This is a genomic window from Janthinobacterium violaceinigrum, from assembly GCF_009208555.1.
GTDB lineage: Bacteria > Pseudomonadota > Gammaproteobacteria > Burkholderiales > Burkholderiaceae_D > Janthinobacterium > Janthinobacterium violaceinigrum.
In genome coordinates this window covers 1-20186 of the sequence record NZ_WFLI01000002.1, presented here as the reverse complement: position 1 = coordinate 20186, position 20186 = coordinate 1, and the positions used below count along the sequence as shown (strand labels likewise).

At 63.3% G+C, this 20186-nt stretch carries 19 protein-coding genes, 4 tRNA genes and 1 pseudogene; 16 read left to right on the top strand and 8 right to left on the bottom strand.

Annotated features, from left to right (window positions below):
* The first annotated feature begins 106 nt into the window (after nt 1–106).
* Complete coding sequence (locus tag GCN75_RS01735) at nt 107–508, top strand: DUF3224 domain-containing protein (protein WP_152281087.1); 402 nt, start codon at nt 107–109, stop codon at nt 506–508.
* A 35-nt stretch (nt 509–543) separates the two neighbouring features.
* Here the strand turns inward: GCN75_RS01735 and uvrB are convergent, their stop codons facing one another.
* Nucleotides 544–2631, bottom strand: a complete 2088-nt coding sequence (gene uvrB, locus GCN75_RS01730; protein ID WP_152281086.1) for an excinuclease ABC subunit UvrB — start codon at nt 2629–2631, stop codon at nt 544–546.
* 111 nt (nt 2632–2742) lie between these two features.
* Here uvrB and GCN75_RS01725 point away from each other — a divergent pair, with 111 nt between their 5' ends.
* The 6 genes from GCN75_RS01725 to GCN75_RS01700 all read left to right on the top strand — a co-directional run bounded on the left by GCN75_RS01725 (nt 2743) and on the right by GCN75_RS01700 (nt 5953).
* Nucleotides 2743–3957, top strand: coding sequence for an amino acid aminotransferase (locus tag GCN75_RS01725; RefSeq protein WP_193317346.1), 1215 nt, complete (start codon nt 2743–2745; stop codon nt 3955–3957).
* A gap of 131 nt (nt 3958–4088) precedes the next feature.
* Nucleotides 4089–4164, top strand: a tRNA-Asn gene (locus tag GCN75_RS01720).
* Between the two features lie 135 nt (nt 4165–4299).
* Nucleotides 4300–4375: transfer RNA gene (locus GCN75_RS01715), tRNA-Asn, on the top strand.
* 122 nt (nt 4376–4497) lie between these two features.
* Nucleotides 4498–4824, top strand: a complete 327-nt coding sequence (locus GCN75_RS01710; protein ID WP_193317345.1) for a Dabb family protein — start codon at nt 4498–4500, stop codon at nt 4822–4824.
* Between the two features lie 92 nt (nt 4825–4916).
* Nucleotides 4917–4992: transfer RNA gene (locus GCN75_RS01705), tRNA-Asn, on the top strand.
* 199 nt (nt 4993–5191) lie between these two features.
* On the top strand, nt 5192–5953 hold the full coding sequence (locus GCN75_RS01700; protein ID WP_193317344.1) for an alpha/beta hydrolase: 762 nt from the start codon (nt 5192–5194) through the stop codon (nt 5951–5953).
* Nucleotides 5954–5965: 12 nt separating this feature from the next.
* Here the strand turns inward: GCN75_RS01700 and GCN75_RS01695 are convergent, their stop codons facing one another.
* From GCN75_RS01695 to GCN75_RS01680, 4 genes are all read right to left on the bottom strand, one after another.
* The gene (locus GCN75_RS01695; RefSeq protein WP_226941006.1) at nt 5966–6997 is read right to left on the bottom strand and encodes an alpha/beta fold hydrolase; all 1032 of its coding nucleotides are present in this window, start codon (nt 6995–6997) and stop codon (nt 5966–5968) included.
* A 98-nt stretch (nt 6998–7095) separates the two neighbouring features.
* Nucleotides 7096–8130 carry a sulfotransferase gene (locus GCN75_RS01690; RefSeq protein ID WP_152281084.1) on the bottom strand — a complete coding sequence of 345 codons (1035 nt, stop codon included), beginning with the start codon at nt 8128–8130 and terminating at the stop codon, nt 7096–7098.
* Nucleotides 8127–8864 carry an aspartyl/asparaginyl beta-hydroxylase domain-containing protein gene (locus tag GCN75_RS01685; RefSeq protein ID WP_152281083.1) on the bottom strand — a complete coding sequence of 246 codons (738 nt, stop codon included), beginning with the start codon at nt 8862–8864 and terminating at the stop codon, nt 8127–8129. Before GCN75_RS01685 ends, GCN75_RS01690 begins: the two co-directional genes overlap by 4 nt.
* Nucleotides 8840–9355, bottom strand: coding sequence for a GNAT family N-acetyltransferase (locus tag GCN75_RS01680; protein WP_152281082.1), 516 nt, complete (start codon nt 9353–9355; stop codon nt 8840–8842). Before GCN75_RS01680 ends, GCN75_RS01685 begins: the two co-directional genes overlap by 25 nt.
* 157 nt (nt 9356–9512) lie before the next feature.
* Between GCN75_RS01680 and GCN75_RS01675 the strand changes: the two genes are divergently transcribed.
* The 6 genes from GCN75_RS01675 to GCN75_RS01650 all read left to right on the top strand — a co-directional run bounded on the left by GCN75_RS01675 (nt 9513) and on the right by GCN75_RS01650 (nt 16370).
* Complete coding sequence (locus tag GCN75_RS01675; RefSeq protein WP_152281081.1) at nt 9513–10502, top strand: SAM-dependent methyltransferase; 990 nt, start codon at nt 9513–9515, stop codon at nt 10500–10502.
* Between the two features lie 143 nt (nt 10503–10645).
* Nucleotides 10646–11311 carry a sugar dehydrogenase complex small subunit gene (locus GCN75_RS01670; RefSeq protein WP_152281080.1) on the top strand — a complete coding sequence of 222 codons (666 nt, stop codon included), beginning with the start codon at nt 10646–10648 and terminating at the stop codon, nt 11309–11311.
* Complete coding sequence (locus tag GCN75_RS01665) at nt 11308–12966, top strand: GMC family oxidoreductase (RefSeq protein ID WP_152281079.1); 1659 nt, start codon at nt 11308–11310, stop codon at nt 12964–12966. Before GCN75_RS01670 ends, GCN75_RS01665 begins: the two co-directional genes overlap by 4 nt.
* A complete protein-coding gene (locus GCN75_RS01660) occupies nt 12963–14423 on the top strand; it encodes a c-type cytochrome (protein ID WP_319633274.1) in 1461 nt (486 codons plus the stop codon). Before GCN75_RS01665 ends, GCN75_RS01660 begins: the two co-directional genes overlap by 4 nt.
* A 140-nt stretch (nt 14424–14563) precedes the next feature.
* Entirely contained in the window at nt 14564–14965 is a 402-nt protein-coding gene (locus GCN75_RS01655) for a GtrA family protein (RefSeq protein ID WP_152281078.1), read from the top strand.
* A gap of 106 nt (nt 14966–15071) precedes the next feature.
* Nucleotides 15072–16370 (top strand): NCS2 family permease, encoded by a 1299-nt coding sequence (locus tag GCN75_RS01650; protein WP_152258817.1) that lies wholly within the window; start codon nt 15072–15074, stop codon nt 16368–16370.
* Nucleotides 16371–16491: 121 nt separating this feature from the next.
* On the opposite strand, the gene GCN75_RS01645 is transcribed toward GCN75_RS01650, so the two are convergent.
* Nucleotides 16492–17199, bottom strand: coding sequence for a GntR family transcriptional regulator (locus GCN75_RS01645; protein WP_226941005.1), 708 nt, complete (start codon nt 17197–17199; stop codon nt 16492–16494).
* Nucleotides 17200–17606: 407 nt separating this feature from the next.
* On the opposite strand from GCN75_RS01645, the gene GCN75_RS01640 reads away from it, so the two are divergent.
* Nucleotides 17607–17682 (top strand) — tRNA-Asn (locus GCN75_RS01640).
* A gap of 160 nt (nt 17683–17842) precedes the next feature.
* Here GCN75_RS01640 and GCN75_RS01635 read toward each other — a convergent pair.
* A complete protein-coding gene (locus GCN75_RS01635) occupies nt 17843–18229 on the bottom strand; it encodes a hypothetical protein (protein WP_226941003.1) in 387 nt (128 codons plus the stop codon).
* Nucleotides 18230–18564: 335 nt separating this feature from the next.
* Here GCN75_RS01635 and GCN75_RS01630 point away from each other — a divergent pair, with 335 nt between their 5' ends.
* Complete coding sequence (locus GCN75_RS01630) at nt 18565–19356, top strand: alpha/beta fold hydrolase (RefSeq protein ID WP_152281077.1); 792 nt, start codon at nt 18565–18567, stop codon at nt 19354–19356.
* The gene (locus GCN75_RS01625; protein ID WP_152281076.1) at nt 19353–19730 is read left to right on the top strand and encodes a VOC family protein; all 378 of its coding nucleotides are present in this window, start codon (nt 19353–19355) and stop codon (nt 19728–19730) included. Before GCN75_RS01630 ends, GCN75_RS01625 begins: the two co-directional genes overlap by 4 nt.
* A gap of 23 nt (nt 19731–19753) precedes the next feature.
* Here GCN75_RS01625 and GCN75_RS29060 read toward each other — a convergent pair.
* Nucleotides 19754–20186: pseudogene (locus GCN75_RS29060) on the bottom strand (hypothetical protein); the annotation flags it as partial.

Sequence of the window (20186 nt, the reverse complement as noted above, 5' to 3'; positions counted from 1 at the left end):
AAAGGGAATCATGAAATCACGCAGTTTGCCGGGCCTGATGCTGGCCGCGGTTTGTCTATCGGCGGCGCCAGCCGGCGCCGCTTCATTTGCAGGGGGAGATCATCGCATGCATGCGCACGCCACGGGAAGTTTCAGCATCACCATGCAGCCTGCCGCGGCGCCGCAGCGCGCGGGGCGCAGTTCGCTGGGAAGGGTGCTGCTTGAGAAGGTGTATGCGGGCGACCTGGTCGCCACGGCCACGGGCCAGATGCTCAATGCCGTCACCGACACCAGGGGCGCGGCCGGCTATGTCGCCATGGAAGCCGTCACGGGCACGCTGCAGGGCAGGGAGGGCAGTTTCGTGGCGCAGCATGCGGGCACGATGGCCGATGGCCAGCAGGCACTGTCCATCGTGATCGTGCCGCATTCGGGCACGGGCCAATTGACGGGCATCCGCGGCACGCTGGCCATCCGCATCGTCGATGGCCAGCATTTCTACGACATCGACTATTCGCTGCCGGAGCCGTAGGCGGACCCCGGCACGGCCTTGGCACGGCTGGCGGTTTATTTGCCCAGGATCGACGCCACGTTGTCCGTGCCGGGCGCGCCGAACAGCTGCTGCTTGAGGATGTGCAGCTGGTCGCGCACCTGCGCCGCCTTTTCGAATTCCAGGTTCTTGGCGTGGTCGACCATCAGTTTTTCCAGGCGCTTGATTTCCTTGCTGACCTGCTTTTCGCTCATGGATTCGAACTTCGCCGCTTCCTGCTCCACCTGCAGGGTTTCGCGCGCTTCCTGCGGGCTGTAGACGCCGTCAATCATTTCGCGGATCGATTTCTTCACGCCGATCGGGGTGATGTTGTTGGCCGTATTGAAGGCGATCTGCTTGGCGCGGCGGCGCTCCGTCTCGTCGATGGCGCGGCGCATGGAGTCGGTGATGCGGTCGCCGTACAGGATCGCCGTGCCGTTCAGGTTACGCGCGGCGCGGCCGATGGTCTGGATCAGGCTGCGCTCCGAGCGCAAGAAGCCTTCCTTGTCCGCGTCGAGGATGGCCACCAGCGACACTTCCGGCAAGTCCAGGCCCTCGCGCAGCAGGTTGATCCCCACCAGCACGTCGAAGGTGCCCAGGCGCAGGTCGCGCAGGATTTCCACGCGTTCCACCGTTTCGATATCGCTGTGCAGGTAGCGCACCTTGATGCCATGGTCGCCCAGGTATTCCGTCAACTGCTCCGACATGCGCTTGGTGAGCGTCGTCACCAGCACGCGCTCGTCCTTCTTGATGCGTTCGACGATTTCCGACATCAGGTCGTCCACCTGGCTGCTGGCCGGGCGCACGATGATCTGCGGGTCGACCAGGCCCGTGGGACGCACCACCTGCTCGACCACCTGGTCCGAATGGGTCTTTTCGTATTCGGCCGGCGTGGCCGAGACGAACACGGTCTGGCGCATCTTCTGCTCGAATTCCTCGAACTTCAAGGGGCGGTTGTCCAGCGCCGACGGCAGGCGGAAGCCGTAGTCGACCAGATTGGTCTTGCGCGAGCGGTCGCCGTTGTACATGGCGCTCAGCTGGCCCGTCAGCACGTGCGACTCGTCGAGGAACATCAAGGCGTCGGGCGGCAGGTAGTCGACCAGCGTAGGGGGCGGTTCGCCCGGCAGCGCGCCGGACAGGTGGCGCGAGTAGTTCTCGATGCCCTTGGTGAAACCGATTTCCGCCATCATTTCCAGGTCGAAGCGCGTGCGCTGTTCCAGCCGCTGCTCTTCGATCAGTTTATTCTCCTTGCGGAAGAACTCGAGGCGTTCGCGCAGCTCGTCCTTGATGGTCTCGACGGCGCGCAGCACGGTGGAGCGGGGTGTCACGTAGTGCGAACCCGGGTACACGGTGAAGCGGGGGATCTTTTGCCGCACTCTGCCCGTCAGCGGGTCGAACAGCTGGATCGATTCGATCTCGTCGTCGAACATTTCCAGGCGCACAGCCAGTTCCGCATGCTCGGCGGGGAAGATGTCGATGGTGTCGCCGCGCACGCGGAAGGTGCCGCGGCCGAAATCGACCTCGTTGCGCGTGTACTGCATCTGGATCAGGCGCGCGATGACGTCGCGCTGGGCGACCCGGTCCTTGACGCGCAAGGTCAAAATCATCTGGTGGTATTCGTTCGGGTTACCGATACCGTAGATGGCCGAGACGGTGGCGACGATGATGACGTCGCGCCGCTCCATCAGCGACTTGGTGCACGACAAACGCATCTGCTCGATGTGTTCGTTGATCGACGAATCCTTCTCGATGAACAGGTCGCGCTGGGGCACGTAGGCTTCCGGCTGGTAGTAATCGTAGTAGCTGACGAAGTATTCGACGGCGTTCTGCGGGAAGAAATCGCGGAATTCGCTGTACAGCTGCGCGGCCAGGGTCTTGTTCGGGGCGAAGACGATGGCGGGCCGGCCCATGCGCGCGATGACGTTGGCCATGGTGTAGGTCTTGCCCGAACCGGTCACGCCCAGCAGGGTCTGGAAGGCCAGTCCATCGGCAATCCCCTCCGATAACTGGGTGATCGCCGTGGGCTGGTCACCGGCCGGAGGGAAGGGCTGGTGCAGCTTGAAGGGGGAGTCCGGGAAAGAGATAATTGCGCTTTCCGCCTCGCTGGCGGTAGATAATTCGGGCATGTGAATCAGACCTTTGTTAGAATAGTGCTCTGCTGGCGGCCCTGGCGTTGTATTCGGGGCGCTGTCTACAACTCCGCTGTGAACCTGCTTCCAATCGAATCCAATCTTATCATGACGAACCCAACTGTTTCTGCCAGTCTGTTTAGCGCCATCGAGATGGCCCCACGCGACCCGATCCTGGGCATCACCGAAGCATTTAACGCGGACCAGAATCCCGCCAAAATCAATCTGGGCGTTGGCGTCTATTATGACGACAACGGCAAGGTGCCTCTGTTAGCTTGCGTACGCAAGGCAGAAGCCATCCTGATCGAACAGGCAGCCCCACGCACCTACCTGCCGATCGAAGGCCTCGCTGCCTACGACAAGGCCGTGCAAGAGCTCGTATTTGGCGCCGACAGCGCCGTAATTCAAGAGCGCCGCGCCATTACCGTGCAAGCCATCGGCGGCACGGGCGCGTTGAAGATTGGTGCCGACTTCCTGCAGCGCTTTGCGCCGGGCGCCCAAGTCTACATCAGCGATCCAAGCTGGGAAAACCACCGCGCGCTGTTCGAAAACGCCGGTTTCGTCGTGAATAACTACACGTACTACGATGCCGCCACCCATGGCGTGAACTTCGACGGCATGCTGGCCAGCCTGAACGCCATGCCGGCCGGCTCCATCGTCGTGCTGCACGCGTGCTGCCACAACCCGACGGGCGCCGACCTGAGCGTAGCCCAGTGGGACCAGATCATCAGCGTGGTGACGTCGCGCGGCCTGGTGCCGTTCCTGGACATGGCGTATCAAGGCTTTGCCAACGGCATCGCCGAAGACGGCGCCGTGGTGCGCCGCTTTGCCGACGCGGGCGGCCCGCTGCTGGTGTCGAACTCGTTCTCGAAATCGTTCTCGCTGTACGGCGAGCGCGTGGGCGCCCTGAGCGTCGTCGCTGCCAGCGCCGATGAAGCGGCACGCCTGCTGTCGCAATTGAAGCGCGTCGTGCGCACCAACTACTCGAACCCGCCTACGCATGGCGGCAAGGTGGTCGCCACCGTGCTGGCCACGCCGGAACTGCGCCAGCTGTGGGAAGAGGAACTGGCCGGCATGCGCGTGCGCATCCGCGAAATGCGCAATGCCTTCGTGGAAAAACTGAAAGCCAAGGCGCCAGGCCACGACTTCGAATTCGTGCGTCAGCAAATCGGCATGTTCTCGTACTCCGGTCTCACCAAGGAGCAGGTGGCGTCCTTGCGCGAGCAGTCGATCTACGCCGTCGACACGGGCCGTATCTGCGTGGCAGCATTGAATTCGCGCAATATCGACATCGTTATTGACGCGATCGCCAAAGTGCTTTAAGATCTTGCTTCTTCGGCGCTGCATGCAAGTGCGGCGCTGATGGCAGTAGAAAGTCGGTGATGGCCGTATGCGGCGAGATGCAGTTTGAGTCTTGCAAATATGGAATAAGCGACATATAATATTGCCTCTTTTCCCTGATAGCTCAGTTGGTAGAGCGACGGACTGTTAATCCGCAGGTCCCTGGTTCGAGTCCAGGTCGGGGAGCCAGAATTCGAAAGGCCACGTTGAAAAACGTGGCCTTTTTTGTTTTTGCGCCGCCGGCGCAAGCATGGCGGCAAGATAAGAATTTCCCTATGGGAATCTAGACATCCGCATGCTTGCCCTATATAATACGGCCTCTTTTCCCTGATAGCTCAGTTGGTAGAGCGACGGACTGTTAATCCGCAGGTCCCTGGTTCGAGTCCAGGTCGGGGAGCCAGAATTCGAAAGGCCATGTTGAAAAACATGGCCTTTTTTGTTTTCCAGCACCGCCAGCAGGGCCGGCCGGTGCGTTATCGCGTTTTGCGCTATCCTGAATGCATCACTTCAGGAGCCCTTCCCATGACTTGTACCTCTGCCTTGCGTCACATCGTCCTGTGCGACTTCCTTGAGGGCATCACGCCTGCCAAGCATGCCGAACTCGTTTATGAGTTTTCCCAGCTGAAACACCGGATTCCTGGCGTGCAGCAATTCGAATGGGGGCCGAACGTCAGTCCGGAAGGCCTCGACGACGGCTTTACCGATTGCTTCACCCTGACCTTCAACGACGCTGTCGCGCGCGACGTGTACCTGACCCATGCGGCCCACCTGGCCTTTGTCGAGCAGCTCAAGCCATGGCTGGGCCGTGTGCTGGTCTTTGACTACTATCCGCAAGAGCATCCCGGCTGACGGTCGGCCGGCATCGTGAACCCAGGAAAATACACATTTTTCGGGGGACATCTGGACATCGGAAAATTTACCCTATAGAATGCGGCCTCTTTTCCCTGATAGCTCAGTTGGTAGAGCGACGGACTGTTAATCCGCAGGTCCCTGGTTCGAGTCCAGGTCGGGGAGCCAGAATACGTAGCAGCAAAAAGCCCAGCCTTCACCGGTTGGGCTTTTTGCGTTTCAGGGTCCCGTTTGTCGGCGCCGGCTACCTTTGCTGCGCCGACGCTTGATCCAGCGCACGGCGCGCCAGGCGTCAGGCACTAAGCTGGAAGAACCGGGCGCGGGCATGTTGCCATCGCCCGCATTGCAACTTCCTGGGGAGGCTGGCATGGATGACATTACAAATGCTGGGTCGGCAACGATCGTGCTCGTGCATGGCGGCTTTGTCGATGGCTCGGGCTGGGAAGGCGTCTATCGGGCACTGCGTGACGAAGGCTGTCGCGTTTCCATTGTGCAAAATCCAACGCTGTCGCTGGCGGACGACGTGGCCGCGACGCAGCGGGTCATCGCGGCGGCGCCCGGGCCCGTGCTGCTGGTCGGCCATTCGTATGGTGGCGCCGTGGTCACGCAGGCGGGCAACGATCCCAAGGTCAAGGCTCTGGTCTACATTGCGGCATTCGTGCCGGATCAAGGTGAATCCGTCGATTCCTTGCTGAAGCATGCCCCGCCCGGCGCACCGGTACCGCCGATCTTGCCGCCACGGGATGGCTTCCTGTTGCTCGATGAGAAAAAATTTGCGGCAGCCTTTGCCGCCGATGTGCCTTGGGACCACGCCCGCTTCATGGCGGCATCGCAAGTGCCCTGGGGGATGCCTGCCTTGACGGGCGTGGTCGGCGCGCCAGCGTGGAGGAACAAGCCCAGCTGGTATCTGGTCGCCACCGAGGACAGGATGATTGTCCCGGCGATGCAGCGCGAGATGGCCGCACGCGCGGGCGCGAAGGTGGTCGAAGTTGTCGGCAGCCATGCCATTTACATTTCGCAAGTCCATGCGGTGGCGTCGCTGATCCGCCAGGCCGCGGCCGGCATGGCCGGCGACGAGGCCGGCAATGCGCCGGCCAGCGTGCCGGCTGCCGGAAACGGCGCCCGGTGACGGGGCATCGTGTCAGGACTTGGCCGTCGTATCCAGGGTCTTGATGATGGCTTCCTGAAACTTTACAGGCTCATCCTGGTGAATTTGATGGCCGGAATGGTCAAACAAGAACAGCCCCTTCTTTGGCGCCTTCAATGTCTCGAAATACTCTTGCGTGATCCTGGTCGAGGTCTGGATATCGTTTTTGCCCACGAAGAAATACACGGGGCAGTCAACGCTCTGCAAGGTCTTGGGCAGGTCTATCTTCATGACCTCGTTCCACACCGGCGACCAGGTTTGTGACCATTGAAGAAAGCCCGTCTTGAAAGCGGGGCTCGTGGCAAATTCCTTGCCGTCCTTGTAAAAAAGCCATTTCCGTAAATAAAACATGCTTTCGTCACTCGTGAACGGGAAGCTGATGCTGCCCAGTTCCTGGCTGGCGACGGCATTGTCCTTGAAATGCACTTTCAAGGCTTGCAGCAATTCTTTCTCGCTTTCCAGCTGGCTCACGACAGGATTGGAGGCGAAATAGGCATGCAGCAGTTCCGGGTGATTCCTGACGATATAAAAGCCCAGGACGTTGCCCCAGGAGCTGCCCAGCAAGTATATTTTTTCCTGCTTGAATTCCTTGCGCAGGAATTGTATGACTTGGTACGTATCCTGCTCCATCTGCGCGACGGACGGCTGGACGGGGGATGGATTCAGTTTCAATGTTTTCCCGGCATCGCGCTGGTCCCACTGGACCAGCGTGAATCTGTTTTTCAAGGCATTGGTAAAAGAATCGGCGCCCTTGATCATGGAGCTTCCCGGCCCGCCGGACAGGAACAGGAGGACGGGTTTGCTCACGTCGTCGGTCTTGATTTCCAGAACCTGCTTGATGCCGCCAATGTCGGGCGTCAGGGTGGTGGTGACTTCCGTGGCGGCGGGTTTCGCGTCCGGCATCGCTTGCGCCTGGCATCCGTAGAAGGGAATCAGGGCGGCAAGGAAAACTGCGTATGTCATTTTTTTTATCATGGTCTGATGATCAGTTTCAGGTTGGTTGCACTGGCGCATGACGCGCCGCATGGGAACAGCTGCAATGGCACGCCAGGCTCATCTGCCCGGCATGGTCTCCTCGGGTACGTCGAAAAACCTCCTCGCCAGATAGCTGGCCGTATAAAAAATCATGGACTGGCGCAGCCGTCCTGGCCCATGCGCAGCCGCAGCGCTTCCAGGGCCTGATAGCCGGGCTGGACCCGCGCGGCGATGGTTGCAAGGCCATCCGTTGCGGGTGCCGGGGGATCGCCGTGGAAGGCCGTGCCGTATTTCGCATGCAGGCCGCCGCGTGCGCGCATCGTTTGCAATTGCCCGGCCGCGGGAGCGATGCCGAGGCGGGGCAGCAAGTCGCTGAACAGGATGTCCGGCAATTGCTTGTAGTGCATTAACTGCAGCTGGCCGGCGGCCGCAGGGGGCCGGGCGGCGTCGAACAGGCTGGCCAGCACCAGGCCCGTGTAGCCGTCGAGGTCGCCGGGCGCCAGCTGGTGTGCGGGTAGCGGCAGCTGTGCCGGGTGCAGCATGCCGGGCACCATCTGCGGACCGCGCTGGCGCTGGTGCGAGGTCAGCACGGCCAGCGGTTCGCGGTACAGGAACAGGCAGGGCGTGCGGGGAAAGGCTTGCCGCAGCAGGTCCAGGCTGTGGATGTGCCAGCAGTCGAACTTGATGACAAAGTGCGTTTCCTCGCCGGCGCGGCGCTGGCCCAGGGCCAGGATGGCCTGGCGCAGCAGGGTGACGCAGGCGGCCGCGTCGCCGCTGTCGTGATACAGGCGCAGCAGCGAGTCGATGATGGGCGGCTCGGACATGACGATGCATTGTGGTAGCGAGGCCAGCAGTTGCGTCAGCAGGGTCGAGCCGCAGCGCGACACGTGAAAGATGAAGGCGTCGGGCGCCAGGCTGTCGCCGATGCTGGCCAGCGCCGAGGCGGGTGTGCGGCAGACGCGGCGCTCGCCGGGTTGCTGGCACTGGAGGGTGTTGACAAAGAACGCGTCCGTGAAGCGCTGCTGCCCCAAGTGGCGCCAGCAGATGGAGACGCCGCCCGTTTGCGCATCGCGTTCGGCAGACACGGGAAACCAGTGGCGCATCGCCATGCCGGCATGCCATGCCAGCGTTTCGCCCTTGGCCAGATATTGTTCCTGCTGGGCTAGACCGTACACGGCCGTCATGGGGCCGTTCCCGGGGCCAGTGCCGCCAGTTCGCTAGCCAGCGCCAGCGAGGCCGGCGTCGGGGCCGCGCGCAGCTGCGCAATGATGGCATGCACATTGCCGTCATGGATGTTGGCGTCGCCGTACTTGGGCAGTGCCTTCGGCACGAAACCGGCGGCAGCGAACAGCGCTTCCAGCCAGCCGTTGGTGATGCAGTCAAGCACGAGGTGGATGCGCGGCGTCATGCCCCGGTTGTGCACGGCGTGCAGGCAGCTGGCATCCATGTACCAGGCGTGCCCGGCCGTAAAATGCACGGTCTCGCCATCGATGCTGAACACCACCTGCGGCGACGTGTGGATGGGGATGTGGATGCGCGTCAAGCCGTCGGCCAGCGCCGTGCCCGCGTCGCGGTGCGCGCGGATGATGGCGCCCGGCTCGAGCGCCATCAGGCGCACGGCGCGCGTGTCGCACTCGAAACGGGCGAGCACTTCGCGCAGGTAGGGGCAGCGCCCCAGTTGCGGCGTATCCGCGTAGTGCGCGCCGTCGACGGGCACGATGTGGCCGGCGTCGCCACCGGGCGAGCGCAGCGGCACGCAGCTCCAGCCGCTGTCATAGGCGCCCGTGTTGAAGTGGCTGATCCAGTCGCTTGCCCCGAACTGGCTGCAGTCGTGCTGCATGCGCGCCACGTCGAATGCCAGCGGCAAGCGCAGCCAGGCGCTGGGCGTCTTGATCAGCGGCATGGCGTCGCGCTCCATACCAGATGCTCCTGCACCTCGTTTTCCCCCTGCACTTGAAATCCCAGCCGCAGATACAGCTTGCGCGCGCCCCCGTTGTTGCGGTTGACGCTCAGGTGGATCGCCAGTTGCTGCGCCTCGGCCAGCGCCTGCAGGCCGCGCAGCACGATGCTGGCTGCGCCCTGGCCCCGCACCTCGGGCAGCACGGCAATATCGACCAGGTGCAGCACCGCGTCGCACCGCTCGATGACGAGCCTGCCGATGGAGATGTTGTCTTGTTGCAACACCAGGTAGGCTGCTTGCGGAAAGCTCTGCCGGTAACCGTGCGACTGCATGCGCCGCTGCATGGCGATCAATTGTTCGATAAAGGCGGGCTCGGCCGGCATCTGGCGCAGGTCATCGCGCGTGGCGCCGTACAGCGCGGCGGCGAAGGCCTCGTCTTCCTCGTGCTGCAGCCGCAAGCGATAGGGGGCGGGCAGCGTGTCAAGGAGGGCTAAGGTCAGAGAGTGCATCGATGCTCCGCTTCATGGTGGATTGGTGAATATGCCAACGACGGCCACAGGCATTTACTTATTTGCTATGCTGCCAATTTTTAAGCAAGCTTGCAATCATTTCAAGAAAGATCGACATGCATCCTGTCTGCACCATCGTCCACCAGCGGGGTTGCGCATGACGCCGGCACAAGCGGAACTGGCCGCCATCGCTGCCGCCCTGTGCGATCCGCAGCGATCCCTGGCAAGCCTGGTCGGCGAAACGGTGCGCCTGCGCCAGCTCGTCGAGCGGCATTCGCGCCTGTCCATGGACGGCCAGGCCGGCTTGCGCGATGGCGAAAGCTTCCTGCCCAGCGGCTGGGCCATCTCGCCCGTGCAGGCGGGCATGTGCGCGCGCGAACCGTACCGCAGCGCCGCTTTCATCCAGGGCCTGGCCTTGGCCGTGCGCCAGCAGCCGGATAGCGGGCGGCCCGTGCGCGTGCTGTATGCGGGTTGCGGGCCGTTTGCCTTGCTGGCCTTGCCGGTGATGGCGGTGCTCGGTGCCAGCCAGGTGCAGTTTGCCATCCTCGACGTGCACGCCGAAACCCTGGCCTATGCGCGCGAACTGATTGCAATCCTGGGCCTGGAGGGCCATGTGGCGGACTACATTTGCGCCGACGCGGCCGCCTACCGCATTCCTGCCGGCGCCATGCCGGACGTGATCGTCAGCGAAACCATGAATACGGCACTGGGCAAGGAGCCGCAGGTGGCGATCCTGCGCAACCTGCACGCGCAAGCGCCGTCGGCGGTGCTTTTGCCGGCGGCCGTCACGGTCCACCTGGGCCTGGACCGGCGCAACCCCGGCGAGCCGTGTACGGACTGGGGCCGCGTGTTTGCCCTCGATGCGGACGCCTTGCGCGCCTGGCAGGACGAAGAGGGCGACAGCTTGCCGGCCGCCAGCATCCGCCTGCCCGATGTGCTGGAACAGGCGCCGCGCCTGCTGACGCGCATCCGCGTGCATGGCGACATCGTCCTGGGCGACCATGAGTGCAGCCTGAACCTGCCCCTGCCTTTGCCGGGCAAGCCCACCCTGGCTGGCGGCAGCGTGCTCGATTTCCATTACCGCCTGGGCGGGCAGCCGGGACTGGGATTTCGCCTGCGCGCAAACGGGGAATCAACGCCGGAATAGGCAAGGCGATTCCCAGTAGTAATACTACATTGGCAAACAATTTATTTATGTAGGATAATGACGAGACGAATTGCATTTGCTCAAATGCGATTTAACGCAACCATCCAAGTCAACAAAACAATAAGTCTTGCGGGAGTCTCGTCATGAACCATCCAGGCAGCGAAGCATCTGTAGCACCTGCAGCATCTCCCTCTCTTCCCCGCATCAGCCGCCGCCACGCCCTGATCGGCCTGGCCGCCTTGCTGGCGCAGGCCGGCTTCTGGAGCAATCCCCTGTCGGCCGCCATGCAGGCGCCGGCCAGCGTTCCTGCCAGCGGACCGGCGCCTGCCACCATGCTGTTCTACACGGTGTCGCAAACGATCACGGGCCACCGCGATCTGTCCGCCGACACGGCGGCCCGCATCGAGCAAGCCATGCGCACGAACGTGCCCGGCTTTGCCGAGCGCCTGCTGCAGCTGGGCGCGCTGCTCGTCACGGGCCAGGAAGCCAAGGCGCTGCTGGCCGCCGCCACTGCCGCCGATCCTGGACTGCGCGAGCTGACGCTGGCCATCGTGGCCGCCTGGTACACGGGCACCGTCGCCGGCAACGGGGCGCAGGGCACGAAATCCATCGTCGTCGCGTATGCGGAAGCGCTGATGTACCGCACGGTGGCCGATGGCCAGGTCGTGCCCACGTATTGCAACTACGGCCCCCTGTGGTGGCTGAAAGCGCCGCCGGCCGTGCGCGTCTCCACGCCCGTGGCGCCGAAACCCGTGCCCGCCCCGGCCACCACCGGCACTCCCGAACCGAAAGGCAAGCAAGCAAAATGAAATCACCGCAATTCAAGAGTAATGGCGACGTCGTCGCCGATGTCGTCATCGTGGGTACCGGTGTCGTGGGCGCCATGATGGCCGACCAGCTGGCCGCGCAGGGCCATTCCGTGATCATGCTGGAAGCGGGCTTGCGCATCGAGCGGGGGCAAGCCGTGGAAAACTGGCGCAACATGCCGTTTGAAAACCGCGTCGGTTCCGACTTCCAGGGCCTGTATCCGCAGGCGGACAACGCGCCCGCACCCCTGTATTTTCCAAAGAATAACTATGTGGAATTGTCTGGCCCCAGCGGCAGCAGTTTCCAGCAGGGTTATCTGCGCACGGTAGGTGGCACCACCTGGCACTGGGCCGCGTCGTGCTGGCGCCATTTGCCGAGCGACATGCGCATGAAGAGCGATTACGGGGTAGGGCGCGACTGGGCCATTTCCTACGATGAGCTGGAACCGTACTATTGCCGCGCCGAACAGGAAATGGGCGTGGCCGGCCCCAACGATCCCGCCCTGCAATCGCCCAGCGAGCGCAGCAAGCCTTACCCGATGGACATGGTGCCCTGGGGCTATGGCGACAAGCGCTTCGCCGAAGTGGTCAACCCGCACGGCTACCGTTCCGTGCCGATTCCGCAAGGGCGCTCGACGCGGCCATGGCAGGGGCGTCCCACTTGCTGCGGCAATAACAATTGCCAGCCTATCTGCCCCATCGGCGCCATGTACAACGGCATCCACCACGTGGAGCGGGCCGAGCTGAAAGGCGCTGGCGTGCTGGCCGAAGCCGTCGTCTACCGCATCGATACGGACCAGAACAACCGTGTGACGGCCGTGCACTGGTATGACGCGAAGAAACAGTCGCACATGGCGACGGGCAAGGCTTTCGTGATTGCCTGCAACGGCATCGAAACGCCCCGCTTGCTGCTGCTGGCGGCCAATCAGAACAATCCGAACGGCATCGCCAACAGTTCCGACCAGGTGGGCCGCAACATGATGGACCATTCCGGTTTCCACTGTACTTTCCTGGCCAACGAACCCATCTGGACGGGCCGCGGCCCGGCGCAGAGCAGCTGCCTCGTGGGGCCGCGCGACGGCGCCTTCCGCGCGCAGTATTCGGCCAACAAGATGATCCTGAACAACATCACGCGCGTGGGACCCGCCACCCAGCAGTCGCTCAAGCTGGGCCTGGTGGGCAAGGACCTCGACGATGAAATCCGCCGCCGCGCCGCGTTTGGCGTGGACCTGTCGATCAGCCTGGAACCGTTGCCCGAAGCGCACAACCGCCTGACCTTGAGCAAGACGCGCAAGGACCCGCTGGGCCTGGCCTGCCCCGACATCTATTACGACGTGGGCGACTACGTGCGCAATGGCGCGAAGGCCGCGCATGCGCAGCTCGAACACATCGGCAAGCTGTTCGGCGCCGTGGAATTCCATATCACCGACAGTCTGAACGCGAATAACCACATCATGGGTGGCGTCATCATGGGCAGTAACCGTCTTGACTCCGTGGTCGACGGCAATTGCCGCGCGCACGATCACGCCAATCTGTGGCTGCCCGGCGGCGGCGCCATGCCGTCGGCCAGCGTGGTCAACACGACCCTCAGCATGGCCGCGCTCGGTTTGCGCGCAGCCGACGACATCGCCCGCACCCTGGCAAGGGAGGCAGCATGATGCGCCGTTTGTTACTGAGTCTGGCGCTGGCCGCAGGCTTGCCGCTGGCCGCGCATGCGGTGGCGGCAGTTCCTCCCGTCACCCTGACGCCGGACCGTCCCGCCGCGCCGGCCCCGGCCAGCCCCGATGCGCGCCTGGAACGGGGCCGCTACCTGGCCATCGCGGCCGACTGCATGGCGTGCCATACGGCAGCAGGCGGCAAGCCGTATGCGGGCGGTTACGCCATCGATTCGCCCTTGGGCACGATCTACGCGACCAACATCACGCCGTCGAAGAAGGGCGGCATCGGCCACTACACGGAAGCCGACTTTGCGCGCGCCTTGCGCGAGGGCGTGCGCGCCGATGGCAGCCATCTGTATCCGGCCATGCCCTACACCAGCTATGCGCAGCTGACGGATGCGGACGTGGGCGACCTGTATTACTACTTCATGCAGGCCGTCAAGCCCGTCGATGAGCCGGCGCGCCAGACGGCCCTGCCATTCCCGTTCAATGTCCGCCTGTCCATGCTGGGCTGGAACACCTTGTTCCTGGACAACAAACGCTTCGTGCCGGACCCAACGAAAAGCGCGCAGATCAACCGGGGCGCCTACCTGGCCGAGGGCCTGGCGCACTGCAGCGCCTGCCACACGCCGCGCAACATGCTGATGGCGGAAATCGGCAGCCAGACCCTGGCGGGCGCGTCGCTGGGGTCCTGGCACGCGCCGAACATCACGTCCGACAAGGTCAGCGGCATCGGCGCCTGGACGGATGCGGAGCTCGCGGCGTACCTGAAGACGGGCCACGTGGAAGGCAAGGGACAGGCGGCGGGCGGCATGGCCGAAGCCATCCAGAACAGCCTGCAATTCCTGCGCGACGACGACGTGGCCGCCATCGTCGCGTGGCTGCGCACGGTGCCGGCCGTGCGCGCGCCAGGGCAGACCAAGGCCGCCTTCAGCCATGGCAGTGCCGCCAGCGAAGAAGCGGTGCTGCGCGGCATGGCCAGTTCCACCGAGCATCAATCGCTCAACAGCGGCGCCGTGCTGTTTTCCGGCTATTGCGCCAGCTGCCATTCGGCCAGCGGCGCCGGCAGCACGGGCCAGGCGTATCCTGCCCTGTTCCACAACACGGCGACGGGTGGCGCCACGCCGGCCAACCTGGTCTCGGCCATTTTGTTCGGCGTCGAGCGCAAGATCGACGGGGAGGAGCACGAAGCGTTCATGCCCCGTTTCGACCAGCGCTCGTACGTACAGCCCTTGACGGACGAGCAGATCGCCTCGATCGCCAACTACGTGCTGAAGCAGTACGGCAACCCGGACGTGTCCGTCACGCCCGCCTACGTGGCGCAGGCGCGCAGCGGCGGCGACAAGCCCGTGCTGGCCCGCATGCAACCGTTTATATTGCCTGCTGGCGCAGTGGGCGTGCTGCTGCTGATCGCGCTGTTCGTGGGGCTGCGCCGGCGCCGTCAGCGCAAGGCGTGAGTGCCGGAGCGGCGGCGAATATGAACGTTAGGCGCAACTTGCAGTAAAATGCAGGCTGAAAAATGGTTACGAGCAATCGTAGCCATTTTTTATTCTGGCCCGATCCCGGCGATTGTTTTCGTCTCATTTGAAAATTGACAATGTCCCATTCCCTGCATCACCAATTTCTACGTTTCGCCGCCGTCGGCGCTTCCGGCACGGCCGTGCAATACAGCGTGCTGTGGGGCGGCGTGGAATGGGCGGGCATCAGCGCCGCCGCCGCTTCCGGCATCGGCTACATCATGGGTTCCGTCGTCAACTACATCCTCAATTATTTTTTCACGTTCAAGAGCGACAAGGGACATGGCGAGGCGGCCAGCAAGTATTTCACCTTGCTGGGCATAGGCTGGTGCATCAATACGGGGCTGATGTGGCTGCTGGTACACCAGTTGGGCTGGTATTACTGGCTGGCGCAGGTGCTGGCCACGGGCATCGGGCTGGTCTGGAATTTTGCGGGCAGCCGCTGGTGGGCTTTCAAGCCGGCCGGCGCGCCGGGCAAGTAGCTAAGTGTAGAGTCCAAGTGAAAAGTTCAAGCAAAGAGTTGTTGCAAGAAAAAATGCGCATAGTCCAAGACCAGGCGCGCGGTTTTACCAAAACAAGGGGTTAATCATGCAGTTCCTGGAACGCTATTTCAAACTGAAGGACAACGGGACCAATGTGCGCACGGAGCTGCTGGCCGGCCTGACCACATTCCTGACGATGGCCTACATCATCTTCGTCAATCCCTCCATCCTCGGCGACGCGGGCATGCCGAAAGACTCCGTCTTCGTCGCCACCTGCCTGGCGGCCGCCATCGGCACCCTGATCATGGGCCTGTATGCGAATTATCCGATCGCGCTGGCGCCGGGCATGGGCTTGAACGCGTATTTCTCGTACACGGTGGTCAAGGGCATGGGCATGAGCTGGGAAGTGGCGCTGGGCGCCGTCTTCATTTCCGGCTGCCTGTTCATCCTCGTCAGCCTGTTCAAGGTGCGCGAGATGATCATCAACAGCATCCCGCCCGCGCTGCGCACGGCGATCACGGTCGGTATCGGCTTGTTCCTGGCCATCATTTCCCTGAAAAGCGCCGGCGTGGTGGTGTCGAATCCCGCCACCATCATCGCCCTGGGCGACTTGCACCAGGCGGCGCCCATCCTGGCCATCGTGGGCTTTTTCATCATCGTCGCGCTGGACCGCCTGAAAGTGCCGGGCGCCATCCTGATCGGCATTCTCACCATCACCATCGCCAGCTTCTTCTTTGGCGGCAACCAGTTCAACGGCATCGTCTCGGCGCCGCCCGCCATCGAGCCGACCCTGTTCAAGCTCGACATCATGGGCGCGCTGTCGATCGGCATCGTCAACGTGGTGCTGGTGTTTTTCCTGGTGGAGTTGTTCGATGCGACGGGTACCCTGATGGGCGTGGCCAACCGTGCCGGCTTGCTGAAAGACGGCAAGATGGAGCGCATGAACAAGGCCTTGCTGGCCGACAGCACGGCGATTGCCGCCGGCGCCTGCCTGGGCACCTCAAGCACCACGGCCTTCGTGGAAAGCGCGGCCGGCGTGCAAGCGGGCGGCCGCACGGGCTTGACGGCCGTGGCCGTTGCGCTGCTGTTCCTGGGCAGCCTGTTCTTCGCCCCGCTGGCGCACACGGTGCCGCCGTACGCGACGGCGCCCGCGCTGCTGTACGTGGCTTGTTTGATGCTGCGCGAACTGACCTATATCGACTGGGATGACAGCACGGAAAGCATTCCGGCCGCCATCACGGCCCTGATGATGCCATTTACGTATTCCGTGGCCAGTGGCGTGGCTTTCGGCTTCATCACCTATGCCGTGTTGAAACTGTTGACGGGCAAGGGCAAGCAAGTGTCGGTCGTGGCTTACATCATCGCCGCCATCTTCCTGTTCAAGTTCATCTACCTGGGCGAATAGCGGGGAGGGTAGGAGCCGCGCGTCCGGTGCTGTCACCGCAAAAAAAGCGGCAATCAAGAAGCGACAATCGTAAAAAGGCCGCCCGTGCATCCGCAGGGGCGGCCTTTTTTGATGGCGGGGCCTACATCAGCAGTGCCGCCACCAGGTCTTTCCTGTCGTCGCCGGCGCTGCCATCGAAGCGCAGGGCCGCTTCCACGTGCGTCAGGTGTTCCGCCATCAGGCGTGCGGCCAGGTCGGCGTCGCCGCTGCGCGCCGCCTCGAGAAAGCGGCCGTGTTCGTCGCATGAGCAGGCGGCGGCGTGGCCGGACTGGTACAGCATGGTGATCAGCGAGCTGCGCCCCACCAGTTCGCGCACGATGTCGCGCAGCACGGCGTTGCCGGCGATGTCGGCCAGCAGTACATGGAAGTCGCCCAGCAGTTGCGAGCGCAGCGGCGTCGCTTGCGCCAGCGCCAGGCGTTCCGCTTTCAGGTGGCGTTCCAGCATCTTGTAGTCGGCGGGTTTTGCCCTGGCGACGAATTCGCGCGCCAGGGCCGCCTCGATGACGCGCCGAGCGGCGAAGATGTCGTGCGCCTCCGCCTCCGTTGGCTGGCTGACGAAAGCGCCCTTGTCGGGCACCATGCGGATCAGCTTATCTTTTGACAAAATCAGCAGGGCGGCGCGGATCTTGGTGCGGCTGACGCCATACAGCCGGCACAGCGCTTCTTCGCGCAGCCGCGTGCCGGGTGGCAGCTGGCGCGCCACGATGGCTGCCGCCATATGTTCGGCAATTTCTACCGAGCTGTCGCCGCTGCCGGTTTTGTCCACCAAGGGTGCGCTTGATTCTGTCATGTCGGTGAGAGCAGTAAGCCAGGGGCAAGGCCGAACCTTGCAAATGCATGTCTGCGCGGCGGCGTGCTTGACGCCCCGTTGCCGGCATGCCGTTTTGCGCCGTCCGTGTGGGGACGGCCTGGCTATTCTACTATCTTGCGTGGCGCCGCGCAGACGGACGCAGCCGCAGCCCGCAGGCTTGCTCCGTTTGGCGTAAGCAGCCAGCGGCCCGTCCCGCGCATGCGCGCCATGCCACGGCAGCCCCATCCACATGGCGCTCGCGTGCTGCCGTGCTGCCGTGCCTGCGATGCCTTCGCATGATGCCCTGACATCTGGGCGAGGCAGTCAGCGGCAGGCGGCCTGTTTTAGTGCGCGATGCAGCAACAACTGGACATGGGAAATTTTGACGTATATAATTCGGCCTCCTTTCCCTGATAGCTCAGTTGGTAGAGCGACGGACTGTTAATCCGCAGGTCCCTGGTTCGAGTCCAGGTCGGGGAGCCAGAACAAGCAGTAGCAAAGGGCCACGTGGCAACACGTGGCCCTTTTGTTTTGCGCGCACGATTCCCGTTTTACGCTTTTTCTCTTTCCATCCCTTCAATGCACGGCCGATGCACGCAATGCCTGCCTGCCGGCCGCCGGGACCCGCCCAATGCTGTGCGGATCAGGGATCGACGAACACGTCGAAGCGGATATTGAGCGGGCTGCCCCAGGAAATTTCCACCCAGGCCAGGAAGCCACCGTTGTACGGGGCGATGTTATACACGGCCATGCGGGCGGCGCCGATGAAGCGGTGCTGGGCATCCGTGCTGAATTCGCTGATGTTGAGGAACACGCGCGAATTGGCAGTCACGTTGCCGTTGACGAAATTCACTGCGTGGAACACGCCGTTTGCCCGCCACGTGTAATACGTGGTGAAGGCATTACCGCTCAGGTTCAAATCCTTTGCGGCCGTCCCTTTCGCCGTTTTGCTTTCCTGTTGCACGGGCAAGTCGGTGAGTTCCTGTTCGGCCAGATTGCTGCCGGTCCTGTCTTCTACTTTCATTTCCATGATGTGCTCCTGATCGATAGTTTGGACGCCGCGCCTGACGTCGTGCGGCAAGACGCCGTATCTGTTGCCGTGACGGCCAGTGTCACGATCTGGCTGATAAGGTAGCCGTCTGCTCCAAGAGGGGAGGCACTAATTTTAGGCCCGCAGGCAGGTAAAAAGGGGCGATTCGGCCATGCAAAACGGCGGCCATTTGTGCTGGCGCAAACACCTTGCAGGCAAGCGTCAAGATCTTTTCCAGCAAGCTATTTTTATGGGGCGCCACGCATGCCGCGCAGGACAATGGCACAATAGGTCCAGCCGACCTGTCGATGCGGAAACCGTTGCGAGCCTAGCCCATGCCGATACTGAACCTGAGTGCCGAAACCGATATCTATTACGAACTGATCGAAGGCGACCCTGCCAAGCCCTGCCTGGTCTTCCTGCATGAGGGGCTCGGTTGCTGTGCGATGTGGAAAGATTTTCCCGCTCAGCTATGCCAGGCCACGGGCTGCCGCGGCTTGCTGTACGACCGCCACGGCTATGGCCAGTCGTCGCCGCTGGCAGCGCGCCGCCAGCTCCATTACCTGCACGATTACGCGCTGTGCGAGTTGCCGCAAGTGCTCGCGGCACTGCTGCCGGGACAGGACCATTTTCTCGTCGGCCATTCCGACGGCGGCAGCATCGCCCTCATTTATGCGGCCCAGCAGCCGCCCCGCTTGCGCGGCATCATCACCGAAGCGGCACACGTGTTTGTCGAGGGCATCACGCTCGATGGCATCCGCGTGGCGGACGCGGCGTTTGGCGCGGGCAAGCTGCGCGCGCTGGCGAAATACCATGGCGACAAGACGGAAACCATCTTCAAGGCCTGGTCGGATACCTGGCTCAGCTATGGCTTCCAGTTCTGGAACATCGAATATCTGCTGCCTTCTGTCGAATGCCCGGCGCTGGTGGTGCAGGGCAGCGAGGACCAGTACGGCAGCGCGGCCCAGGTCGATACGATCGTGGCGCAGGCGCTCAACGCCGTGCCCGCCATGGTCGAACAGTGCGGCCACACGCCGCACCAGGAGCAGCCGCAGGCATTGCTGGCGCTGATGGAAGGCTTTTTGCAAGGCCGCATGGACGCGGCCACTCACCCGAAAAATACATGATAGACCACCTCGATCACCTCGTACTGACCACCCGCGACAAGCAAGCCTGCATCGATTTCTATACGCGCGTGCTGGGCATGCAGCTGGAAACGTTTGGCGCGGGCCGCCATGCCTTCAAGTTTGGCGCGCAAAAAATCAATCTGCATGAGGCCGGCAAGGAATTTCTGCCCAAGGCGGCCTTGCCCACGCCCGGCGCGCTGGACCTGTGCTTCATCGCCGCCGTCCCGCTCGACGAATTCATCGCCCACCTGGCGGCGTTGGGGATTGCCATCGAGGAAGGCCCGGTGGCCCGCACGGGCGCCAACTGGCCCATCCGCTCCGTGTATCTGCGCGATCCGGACCGCAACCTGATCGAAGTGTCCGAACGCGCCTGACGCTCCATCCGGCGCGTCGGCGTTCAGTGGCAGGCGGGATCGCTGTCCCAGCGGCCCGAGCAGATGCGCGAGCGGCACAGCATGCCTTCGATCAGGCCCAGCTGCCGGCAGCGCTGCAAGAGTTCCGTTGTTTCTTCTTCTCGCTGACGCAGCACCACGTCGCGCATGGGCGCCGCCGTGCCATCTTGCCGGTGTGCATGGGCCACCATCGCCGTCAGCAAGGCGACGTCGCTGTCGCCGGGGGCGGCAGCCGCTCTTGATTCCTGCGCGCGCACTGCAGCCTGGCGCGCGGGCGGCGGGGCCTTGCGCGGCGCGCTCGCACCCGCCCCCGCGCTTGCTGCCGTGGCTGGTATTGCAGGCAAGGGTGGTCCCGCCGTATTGACGATGGTGGCCGCTTGCGCCGCATGCGCAAGCACTGCCGGCGCGGCAGGCGCTGCCAGTGCGGGCGGGGCCGTG

What these genes read in the sequence shown, in the direction of transcription:
- GCN75_RS01735 (WP_152281087.1), top strand. Translation starts at nt 107, where the DNA reads ATGCATGCGCACGCCACGGGAAGTTTCAGCATCACCATGCAGCCTGCC.
- uvrB (WP_152281086.1), bottom strand. Translation starts at nt 2,631, where the DNA reads ATGCCCGAATTATCTACCGCCAGCGAGGCGGAAAGCGCAATTATCTCT.
- GCN75_RS01725 (WP_193317346.1), top strand. Translation starts at nt 2,743, where the DNA reads ATGACGAACCCAACTGTTTCTGCCAGTCTGTTTAGCGCCATCGAGATG.
- GCN75_RS01710 (WP_193317345.1), top strand. Translation starts at nt 4,498, where the DNA reads ATGACTTGTACCTCTGCCTTGCGTCACATCGTCCTGTGCGACTTCCTT.
- GCN75_RS01700 (WP_193317344.1), top strand. Translation starts at nt 5,192, where the DNA reads ATGGATGACATTACAAATGCTGGGTCGGCAACGATCGTGCTCGTGCAT.
- GCN75_RS01695 (WP_226941006.1), bottom strand. Translation starts at nt 6,997, where the DNA reads ATGCGGCGCGTCATGCGCCAGTGCAACCAACCTGAAACTGATCATCAG.
- GCN75_RS01690 (WP_152281084.1), bottom strand. Translation starts at nt 8,130, where the DNA reads ATGACGGCCGTGTACGGTCTAGCCCAGCAGGAACAATATCTGGCCAAG.
- GCN75_RS01685 (WP_152281083.1), bottom strand. Translation starts at nt 8,864, where the DNA reads ATGGAGCGCGACGCCATGCCGCTGATCAAGACGCCCAGCGCCTGGCTG.
- GCN75_RS01680 (WP_152281082.1), bottom strand. Translation starts at nt 9,355, where the DNA reads ATGCACTCTCTGACCTTAGCCCTCCTTGACACGCTGCCCGCCCCCTAT.
- GCN75_RS01675 (WP_152281081.1), top strand. Translation starts at nt 9,513, where the DNA reads ATGACGCCGGCACAAGCGGAACTGGCCGCCATCGCTGCCGCCCTGTGC.
- GCN75_RS01670 (WP_152281080.1), top strand. Translation starts at nt 10,646, where the DNA reads ATGAACCATCCAGGCAGCGAAGCATCTGTAGCACCTGCAGCATCTCCC.
- GCN75_RS01665 (WP_152281079.1), top strand. Translation starts at nt 11,308, where the DNA reads ATGAAATCACCGCAATTCAAGAGTAATGGCGACGTCGTCGCCGATGTC.
- GCN75_RS01660 (WP_319633274.1), top strand. Translation starts at nt 12,963, where the DNA reads ATGATGCGCCGTTTGTTACTGAGTCTGGCGCTGGCCGCAGGCTTGCCG.
- GCN75_RS01655 (WP_152281078.1), top strand. Translation starts at nt 14,564, where the DNA reads ATGTCCCATTCCCTGCATCACCAATTTCTACGTTTCGCCGCCGTCGGC.
- GCN75_RS01650 (WP_152258817.1), top strand. Translation starts at nt 15,072, where the DNA reads ATGCAGTTCCTGGAACGCTATTTCAAACTGAAGGACAACGGGACCAAT.
- GCN75_RS01645 (WP_226941005.1), bottom strand. Translation starts at nt 17,199, where the DNA reads ATGACAGAATCAAGCGCACCCTTGGTGGACAAAACCGGCAGCGGCGAC.
- GCN75_RS01635 (WP_226941003.1), bottom strand. Translation starts at nt 18,229, where the DNA reads ATGGAAATGAAAGTAGAAGACAGGACCGGCAGCAATCTGGCCGAACAG.
- GCN75_RS01630 (WP_152281077.1), top strand. Translation starts at nt 18,565, where the DNA reads ATGCCGATACTGAACCTGAGTGCCGAAACCGATATCTATTACGAACTG.
- GCN75_RS01625 (WP_152281076.1), top strand. Translation starts at nt 19,353, where the DNA reads ATGATAGACCACCTCGATCACCTCGTACTGACCACCCGCGACAAGCAA.